Here is a 9,121-nt window from a genome sequence, read left to right as displayed (position 1 = left end):
TTGCGCCCGCCATTCCACATCGGACGGGCAGTGCCCGCCGATTTTTCGGCATTTGCTGTGAAGTAAGCAGAGGCGTCTTTCCTTGGGAATTTCAAAAAAGCAGGCGTCTTTTTTGAGAAAAAAGTCAGATAAAGGCTGTGATCAGGGAGATATGGGAGGCGTCTGAGCAGCATAATTGCCGCTGTGAGAGGAGTGATAAAAAACCGAGCAGGCCTCGCAAGGGATGCTCAAAAAGTCTGGGCTGGTAACACGCAGGCTCAGCAAAGACGGTACGATTTGATTTTGTACCTGTGAATTTGAATTGAATAGTTTTAGAGGAGGCGGATGTATGAGCGTAAACCTTGAAAAGACTCATTGCAGTGAAGATCCCGAGGTACAGTCCGTATTGCATCACGACTGTACTGTTGACGGTGTCACCTATCGTGTTTGGTCTGCTTTCCTTGGCAGGAAAAGAGCTGAAGAGTCGCTCGGAGAATTAATGCTCCGACAGCTCGAAAGGTGGTATGAAAAGCCTGCCTTTGATGCAAAGCAGACCGAGAGCGAGTCGATGTAAAAGTCGGAAAATGTTTTTTGTGCAGTCCTACGAAATCAGCTGTGCGTACTGGATTCCTGAGCGGAGGTGTGGTATACTGTCCGTGTAAGGATCTGCTGCACGGCTGTGAAAGGAGTTATAATGAAAAACAAACAGCCTAAAAAAGCAGCTCTGTATTGCAGGCTCTCGGTCGATGACGGGCGAATGGGCGAAAGCGTAAGCATTGGCTCGCAGAAATTATTATTGGAGCAGTACTGCAAGGATCATGCAATAGATAATTATGAAGTGTACGATGATGACGGATACAGCGGCACTAACTTTGACCGTCCTGCGTTCCAGAGAATGTATGAAGACATTCAGAACGGATTGATAGATACCGTCCTGGTAAAAGACCAGTCACGATTCGGAAGGTCGTATATCGAAGTCGGAATGTACGTTGAGAAGTTCAAGGAGCTCGGAGTTCGGTTCATTGCTGTGAGCGACAACTACGACTCCATGAAGAACGAAAACGATATGATGTTCCCCGTGAGAAATGTTCTGAATGATTACTTCGCAAGAGAGGCTTCTATCAAGACTAAGACTGCGAAGAAGGCAAAAGCGAAAGCCGGACAGTACATCGGTTCAAAGCCGCCTTTCGGCTACAAGCTGGACCCGAACGACAGGCATCACCTTGTGATAGATGAGCCTGCCGCGGAGACAGTACGAAGGATATTCAGAATGGCGGCACAGGGGATAGGCTACAATAAGACTACAAAAATCTTCCGTGAGGAAAAAGTTCTCACTCCTATCGCATACTTCAATCTCCATAATCCTGATTACTTCAAGTCGGATTACTGGAGAAAGGAGTTCGACTGGCACGTTACTTCTATCCGAGTGATTCTCGAAAACGAAGTCTATCTCGGTAAGCTTATCTACGGAAAGCAGCGGTGCAAGTCGATGAAAAGCAAAGAGAAGGTCAAGGTCCCGAGGGAGGACTGGATAATTGTTGAGAACTGTCATGAGCCGATAATCTCTCAGGAGCTGTGGGACGACGCTCACAGAATGATGAGTACCAAGAGGCGTCCAACGCTGACAGGTGAGGTTCAGATGTTCGCAGGTCTGCTCTACTGTGCGGACTGCGGTCACGCACTCACTTACTCGCAGAAGAAACGCCGCGACGGTACATACCACGGAGCATACTCATGCTGGATGTATAAAACTCACGGCAAGGAATACTGTGCATCGCATTATATTACCTACGATGTGGTGTACAAGCTTGTGCTGAAAGACATCCGGAGAGTGCTGAAGTCATATCGTAAAAATAAGGATGAGTTCAGGTCATTCCTCGACAGCAAGTGTAGCGACAGCAGTGCAAAGAAGATAATACAGCTTGAACATGAGCTTGAAAAAGCACAGGGCAGAATAGCTGAGATAGACCGCCTGCTCAACAAGCTCTATGAAGATAATGCACTCGGAAAGATCTCAGATGATCGCTACGCACAGATGACAAAAACATTTGAGGAAGAACAGGCAGAACTCAAGAAGACTATACCTGAACTGACATATGAGATCACAACGCTCAAAGCCAGATCCGATGCCGCCGATAAATTTACAAAAGTAATTGACAGCTATACGGATATAAAGGAACTCAATGCTGATATACTCAATGAGCTTATCGACAAAATAGTTGTCCACCACAAGGAAAAACTCTATGGGAAAACATATCAGCAGGTTGAGATATATTACAGATTCGTAGGCGAACTGAAGGAAACTGTGGCAAAAGCAGCGTAACAATCAAAACTGAAAATTATGTTCGCTTTAAAAACAGTCCTCGGTCGCAGGTTCGAGTCCCGTCACAAGCTCCAATGACAAACCGCTTAGAATAGCCTTCTAAGCGGTTTGTGTTTTTAAATAATGTTATGATGAAGCATCAGCTTTCTGGATGTTCTCCGCCACCTTGCCATTCGCCAGTAGTGAGCCATATTTCGTAATAGAATAACCATTCAATTGCCCAAGGAATAACTGTATTACTTAGTAACATACTATTTGTGAATTCCTTGTATCGAAATAAGCAAATCTCTACTTTCTTTTTTGCGACATCCACACCATAATTATGCGGGAAGTTTGGATCATCCAGCTTTTTCAACGCATCTCCAAGTATATATATTCGTGGAAGGCTATTGATTGAATACTGTAATTCAATATTATACTTCCTCGATAAATGTGTAGGTTGAACCTGAGATTTCCATATCAATTTGTTATTAATTATTTTACACTTGCTATTTGCAAATGTTTGACACAGAGCTGCTTTCTGTTGTGCTAAAGACAGCCGTTTGGCTTTAAAAAAGCTCTTATATACCAAAGAAAGTATGCCCCTTTACCTTAAGTAATGAAGATGCAGCGGTAGTGTTAACAAGCCCGTTTTTACCTCCGTCAACATAAAGTCTGTTATTTTCGCGAGCTGTTCGCATTTCTTCTCCGTATTTATTCAGTGCTCTGTTTATCGGCTTTTCTCCCAAACACTGTTTGAGAGCCTCTCCTATTTCGTCAATGCCAGAAAGTTTAAGAGGAGACTCGAGAATATCCTTCTTTACAGTAGTCAGCCAGCGGAAGAAATTATCTGCCTTTTGAGGTTTTTCGTTCCATTTATCTGCAAAATTTTCTTCCTGCATTACAGGATTCAATATTTTGTATTCTCCGTTATTGTATTCAATATGATTTTGCATATTATCAAGTATTGACATAAGTGCATCATATATATTTGATTCGCCTTTATATGAATAAGCGGCTAAGGTTGTTATTATTATTGATATTGGTGCATCATCAGAATTGCCAAGGAACATGATATCACGATGTCGCTTCAATAACTGTATTGCTTTTTGAAGCGTAGTCCTCCTCTTATATGTCGGCACTTTTTCAATTTTGGTTGCACGCTCTGAAAAAACACCGCTTTTGTTAATAGGGTGATCATTTGTCATTCTGTCAACAAACCAATCATGATAAGCTTCTGGATCGCTGTATTTATTGATATATTCGCCATTTTCAAGCTTGTGAGTTAACCGAATTGATGTAGAACCAAAAGGTTGAGCTTTTGTATATTGTGGTGAACTTGGCAATATATCCATATGAAAGCCGTCATAACTCATTGTCCAGCAGCGTTTTCCCTCTTTTTCAAGTTTCTGTTTATAGATTTCATGCTCCTTTAAGCGATTGCCTACAAGTCCTTTTAGTGATTTAGGAAGAAGGTTCTGACCGCCTTCTAACAAGCATACCAAATCCATATCATAGTCATCATCCTCGTCAATAGGACGTACAACCGTTCCCAAATTCATAGATCCTTGTGGCTTTATGGTTACTTTATAATCAATACCTTCTCCTAACCATTTTCCCACAGCTTCGTAGCTACTAACAGCCTTATCCATCATAGTTGGTGTAATATTAAGCTCGTCGGCAATTAAATCTAGAATTCTGCCTAACTCCTGCTTTTTATGTTCCATTAGCAATCACCTCCTATGGTAAGAGTTTTACAAAAGCCGTTGTAATCGTCATATATATGCAATTTAGGATAGATACCAGGCATATATCTACGACCAATTTCGAATGCGGCTGATACAGGTATCGCTGGAAATACAGATGTTTCAACAGCACATTCTTTGTTTTTGATCTCATCACATACAGTTTGATATACATGCCAAAAATCAGACAAATCATCGATGCTGGAGATAGCATCAACACCTATTCTTTCAGCACTTATAATATATATTATATCAGCATCAACTACATCAGTAACTCTTTGGGGATTAATATCCGCAGTTAGTGATAAAATAAGTGCGATATTATTACCATCCCTTACGACTCTTTTATTTACGGAAAAAGAATTCGTTTTTTTGGTTTCTATCCATTTCCAAGTATCTGGCACACGTTTCTTTTGGTAGATATCAACGTTGGTTTTGTCCATAAACAAATAGCCGAGCTTGATAATCAAAGGAATCGGCTACACGCTGCCTGGATTTTACTTGTTTGTTCATAATGGTTCCTTTTTGATATATTTTCAAATATGCATCTACAAATTCGTTTATATATCAAATATTATATCATCATTCTGCAAATTTATCAAGATATATGGGGTATAATTTGATATATAGTCAAATTGCCGAGGTGATATTTGTGGAAGATGCATATGATTTTGGTATAATACTCCAAAAGCTGAGAAAAGAAAAAGGACTCACTCAGGAGCAGCTTGCTCGTAAAATCAATAAGGAAAGCTCTATAATCAGCCGTTATGAAAAGGGACTGCAATCTCCTACGTTTGACACCGTCAAGGCATTTGCCGCAATATTTAACGTATCTATGGACTATTTATCAGGTACAGAGAAACGTGAACGGATTTCAGCATATAATCTGACCGATCAGCAGCTTGCTATTGTCAACAAGTTGATTTCTGTATTCAGGAATGGTAATGAAACATCAAATAAAAAGCTCTCCCCCGAAAGCTGTCAGCTTCTGGGAGAGATAGTTGAGGAATTATCTAAGTAAATAATTATTAAAATAAAATTAATATTTTTCCATATCCTTTCTATTGACTTTTTTACTCGGATAGCATATAATATAAATAACAGAACCCGACACGCCTCTAAACTATGCGTACCACGTCGGGTCATTTAATTATTGGGAGAAAAATATGGAACTTAAACAACAGCAGCCTGCTATGAACGTTGATGAGCAGATTGAAAATCTTAAGCGACTGGGTTTAGTTATAAATGATGAAGAATATGCCAAGCGGATTTTAGGAGATATTTCATATTTCCGACTTATAAAAGCTTATGGGCTTGGCTTAAAAAAGAAAAATGATTGCTTTGACGGAATTACTACTTTTGAGCAGATAGTAGAACTTTACCTGTTTAACGCAAATTTCAGACAGCTATTATTTTCAAGAATCGAACAAATTGAAGTTAATCTAAGGTGTAGACTTGCTAATTATTTTTCTTGTAAATATGGTGTTCTTGGATATGATACTCCTTCGAATTTTGTAAATCCCGATTATCATAATGAATTTTTATTGGATATTCAAAATGAAATAGACAGAAATAGTCGTGCTCCTTTTGTTAAGAATTTTCATAATAATTATGTTGATGGAAGAATTCCTTTCTACGCACTTGTGGAGTTGTTTAGTTTCGGTACACTATCTAAGTTTTATAAAAATATGAAACCAGCTGACAAAAAGGAGATTGCTAAGTCATATGGTGTAGGATATACATATCTCGAGAGTTGGATGGAACATATTGCTTTTGTGCGCAATATTTGTGCTCACTACGGAAGGCTTTATAACGTCAATCTCGTCAAAACTCCTATGCTGTACAAGCAGTACAATCAAGCGGGGATAAGCAATATTCGAGTGTTTGCCACCATTCTTTGCATGAAGCATTTGTTACCAGATGATGAGCATTGGGCTGAATTTGTTGACACTATTGTTAAGTATCTCGAAAAATATCCTCATGTCGATATCCGCCTTATGGGATTTCCTGATAATTGGAAAGAATATTTATAATTCTATGACAAAGCTAATGATGAAAAAGAAGGGCAGCTTACTTCAAATGAAGCAAGCTGCCCTTAAGTTTTATGCTTATTAGTTTCTGATACTCTTTCATCTCCTCCAACATTAGCAACCTTAACACCACATCTTGGGCTGTTATTGATAATTACTGTTTAACAACCTATTTCTGGCACTTTTGATCCGATTCATTTGCTCTTCAGTAAGGGGATTTCTGGAATAGAGCCACTTCTTAGCGCATACCGTAATATTTTCTTGAATATCTCTTATCTGTTCTTCACTAAGTTTAATAAAGAAAGAGCTTTTGATTGCTTCAACATCATTTAATGCAAACAGGTACAATACAAGCCTTGATGTTAACGGAAAAGCAACTGCTTTAGGTCTGTTGTATAATTCGTTTTCGTCAGGCGGCCATACCACAAAAGGTCTGTCAGATGTGAATATAATATCTTCATCGGCTATGCCTATTTGAAAAGCCATTCCGGATAATCTTTCAGTTGCTGTTCTGATTATTGTATTTTCATCCCACTCTCGATCTACGCCTAAAGGAAGAAGATTATAAAGTGTGTAATTTCTTGCTTCACGAAAACTCATATCAGGATTTGCTGCTTGCAGTGATTTGATTCCGAATTCAATGGTATCCGGATCACGAAACATCAAAGCAGTTATAAATATATTCAAGATACACTTATCTTCATCCGAAAGAACAGATGTACAGCTCAGGCATTTATCATTCTGCGCTTTAGCTTTGATAGCTTCAATAACCTTTCCTGCCTTTGTTTCGATTTTTCCAAATCTGTTTTCGATATGGTTAGGAGCTATATAAGAGCCGTCTTCGTAAATAGGTTCATACATATCTATTTCACGGCAAATCCTGTCAATAGATCGTATCTCAGGAGGTTTATCAAGAGCGTCCACATCATATCTGTATAGATTCTTTTTGTTTTTCGAAAACTGTCGGAGATACATTTTAGAAATATAATGCTCGGAATGAGTCATCTGGTTGTTTTCAGACATTCTTTAACACCTTCTCTTCTTTCAAATTGTACTATTGTTACTTATAAAGGTTGCAATATACATTTTTAATCTTTCCCTTCATATCCATAGAATATCTACTAAGGTTAATTTGTATTCTTGGTTGTGGTGAACCATATAAAAGAAGTAGAAAAAGACGCAGATCATTCCCATGTCGCTGTATCCTTGTGCTTGGTAGAGTTATTATACTACAACAGAGCGATTTAATCAAGAGCTTTGTTAAAACAAATTTACGCTATATCTTAAACGGTTTCAGATAACTCGCTGCGGTTTTCAACAAATCCATAATTGGATTTTGTCAGCAGCCTTTTTCGCAAATTGTTTTAAACGGTTTTACCCCATAATCGCAAAACATAAAGTTCTAAAAGAATTGTTGATGGTTATTATATTTTGATCAACCTCTGATACTCTTCCATCTCCAACTCACCATCGGCAGCCTTCTGCCGCAGCTGAATGGCATACTCTCCCCATTCGGCAAACTGGGACTTGCTCATTTTCTTTTTCATATAGCGAGCATAATGTTGCTTGTATGCGCGGTTGTATATTTCCCACACAGGATCACTCTTTATCTTCTCCTTGAAGTTGTGGCTCATTGCATTGTCACGGCAAGTCTTAGGCGGATTACTGCTGACCAGTCGCTTGCAGTAGTGTGAGAAGGTGGTATGCTTCATGATGAACCAGCGTCCGCAGTTGCGGCACTTGACAGGCATGAACTTCTCTTCAATACACTTGAACAATTCAAAATACAGAAAGGCTCCCAGCGATGTGAAACGATAGGTCTCACAGAGTATGGGACCTTTTTTCGTTTCGATAACCGTGTGTCCCATGCACATACTTCCGCTTGAAATAACGCCTATATATTTTTGAAATGTGTCAATCACTTTCTGAGTTGTCGGGTAACTGTTGTGGTCACATAGTTCGTCAACGAACGGCATAAAGATTTTCTTGACGCGGATAATGTCCTCGATAAAAGTTGAGAATTCGTTTGTCATCTGCTCAATACAAGTCGTGAAGTCAGCAGCATCTTTTCTGTTCTCGTAGTTGCTGAAAACCTTCTTGCTGTCAAATTCGTAATTAGATAACGCTCGCAGTTCATGCAACTCTTCCGTGATATACATTTCCTCATAGGACACAGGAGTACTCTCTGCGTTGACAAAGTGTTCGTTGTAGTCATCGACTTCAAACTCCGAGTCCTCATAAAATGGCTCATCAAAAATGTCGTTGTAGTACTCAAACGGTATCAACTCTCCGCTGGAGTATCTCAACATCACTACGCCTGCCGAGTTCAAGGTGGTGATGGACTTACTCTGTTACTACGACAGCGAAAAGAAAAACTCGACCATAAGCCGCACAGGTATCGCAAGAGATACTGCAATGTCGGTGAGTAACGTTGAACGCGCACTGAAAACTCTTGCGCAGAAGGATATCATTCGTATCCACAACAACTATGCTGACAATGGTCGTCAGGTCGAGAACTCTTATGAGGTCGCATTCCTGAACTATGATATGGACGAGGACAAGCTCCGCGACGCAGAGCTTGCACTTCGATTCAAAAGTTGATTGTCATAGGGGCTGTGTCATTATGTCATAGGCTTATATATTAAGTATACAAGAGAATGTATTATTATAGCTGAGAAGAAGGTTATATATTACATGAAAACTATAAATCAAGTAAGTGCCTTTTTTCTTCAGCTATAACATCTATGACAATGATGTTCAGTTAATTGAAACTGAAACACGCGCAGAAAGCCCCGAGTTTGCCGTCCTCAAAAGGGAAATAGTATAGTTACCCCACCGCTCGCGTTGGACGCGATTGTCGCGCAACGTTGAGCGAGTGTGGGTATCATATAGGTATCGGAAAAACGAAAAAGTTTTTGGGGACGGAAGTCGGTCCGCAAGACCGGCAAGCATAGCGGTCGGCGTTCCGCCTGCCGCTGAAACGGGAGAACCCGTGCCCCTTTTTGGTTTGCAGGAAAAAGGCTGGCGTCATTTGCGCCCGCCATTCCACATCGGACGGGCAGTGC

General features: G+C 40.0%; 10 protein-coding genes. 5 read left to right on the top strand and 5 right to left on the bottom strand.

What is annotated here, in order from left to right:
- The first annotated feature begins 328 nt into the window (after positions 1-328).
- Both BLW60_RS16115 and BLW60_RS16110 read left to right on the top strand, forming a co-directional pair.
- Positions 329-553, top strand: a complete 225-nt coding sequence (locus BLW60_RS16115) for a hypothetical protein (protein ID WP_074719200.1) — start codon at positions 329-331, stop codon at positions 551-553.
- Between the two features lie 120 nt (positions 554-673).
- Complete coding sequence (locus BLW60_RS16110; protein WP_074719198.1) at positions 674-2,302, top strand: recombinase family protein; 1,629 nt, start codon at positions 674-676, stop codon at positions 2,300-2,302.
- Positions 2,303-2,441: 139 nt separating this feature from the next.
- On the opposite strand, the gene BLW60_RS16105 is transcribed toward BLW60_RS16110, so the two are convergent.
- The 3 genes from BLW60_RS16105 to BLW60_RS16095 are packed head-to-tail and all read right to left on the bottom strand — an operon-like array spanning position 2,442 to position 4,496.
- Complete coding sequence (locus BLW60_RS16105; RefSeq protein WP_074719196.1) at positions 2,442-2,873, bottom strand: type II CBASS E2 protein; 432 nt, start codon at positions 2,871-2,873, stop codon at positions 2,442-2,444.
- On the bottom strand, positions 2,863-4,008 hold the full coding sequence (locus BLW60_RS16100) for a cyclic GMP-AMP synthase DncV-like nucleotidyltransferase (protein ID WP_074719194.1): 1,146 nt from the start codon (positions 4,006-4,008) through the stop codon (positions 2,863-2,865). The genes BLW60_RS16105 and BLW60_RS16100 overlap by 11 nt, the downstream gene beginning before the upstream one ends.
- A complete protein-coding gene (locus tag BLW60_RS16095) occupies positions 4,008-4,496 on the bottom strand; it encodes an SAVED domain-containing protein (RefSeq protein ID WP_278289934.1) in 489 nt (162 codons plus the stop codon). Before BLW60_RS16095 ends, BLW60_RS16100 begins: the two co-directional genes overlap by 1 nt.
- Before the next feature lie 182 nt (positions 4,497-4,678).
- Between BLW60_RS16095 and BLW60_RS16090 the strand changes: the two genes are divergently transcribed.
- On the top strand, positions 4,679-5,047 hold the full coding sequence (locus BLW60_RS16090) for a helix-turn-helix domain-containing protein (RefSeq protein WP_074719190.1): 369 nt from the start codon (positions 4,679-4,681) through the stop codon (positions 5,045-5,047).
- Positions 5,048-5,192: 145 nt separating this feature from the next.
- Positions 5,193-6,059 (top strand): Abi family protein, encoded by an 867-nt coding sequence (locus BLW60_RS16085; RefSeq protein ID WP_074719188.1) that lies wholly within the window; start codon positions 5,193-5,195, stop codon positions 6,057-6,059.
- A gap of 141 nt (positions 6,060-6,200) precedes the next feature.
- Here BLW60_RS16085 and BLW60_RS16080 read toward each other — a convergent pair whose 3' ends face one another.
- Together BLW60_RS16080 and BLW60_RS16075 are read right to left on the bottom strand one after the other, a co-directional pair.
- The gene (locus BLW60_RS16080) at positions 6,201-7,079 is read right to left on the bottom strand and encodes a DUF4238 domain-containing protein (protein ID WP_074719185.1); all 879 of its coding nucleotides are present in this window, start codon (positions 7,077-7,079) and stop codon (positions 6,201-6,203) included.
- Between the two features lie 401 nt (positions 7,080-7,480).
- Entirely contained in the window at positions 7,481-8,365 is an 885-nt protein-coding gene (locus BLW60_RS16075; protein ID WP_139283452.1) for a DUF6076 domain-containing protein, read from the bottom strand.
- Positions 8,366-8,393: 28 nt separating this feature from the next.
- Between BLW60_RS16075 and BLW60_RS16070 the strand changes: the two genes are divergently transcribed.
- Positions 8,394-8,657: a hypothetical protein gene (locus BLW60_RS16070; protein WP_074719181.1), complete on the top strand. Its 264-nt coding sequence runs from the start codon at positions 8,394-8,396 to the stop codon at positions 8,655-8,657.
- The last annotated feature ends 464 nt before the right edge of the window (positions 8,658-9,121 follow it).

Origin of the sequence: Ruminococcus flavefaciens, from assembly GCF_900108555.1 — a bacterium.
In the GTDB taxonomy this organism is placed as follows: domain Bacteria; phylum Bacillota; class Clostridia; order Oscillospirales; family Ruminococcaceae; genus Ruminococcus; species Ruminococcus flavefaciens_P.
This window is presented reverse-complemented; position numbering and strand designations above follow the sequence as displayed.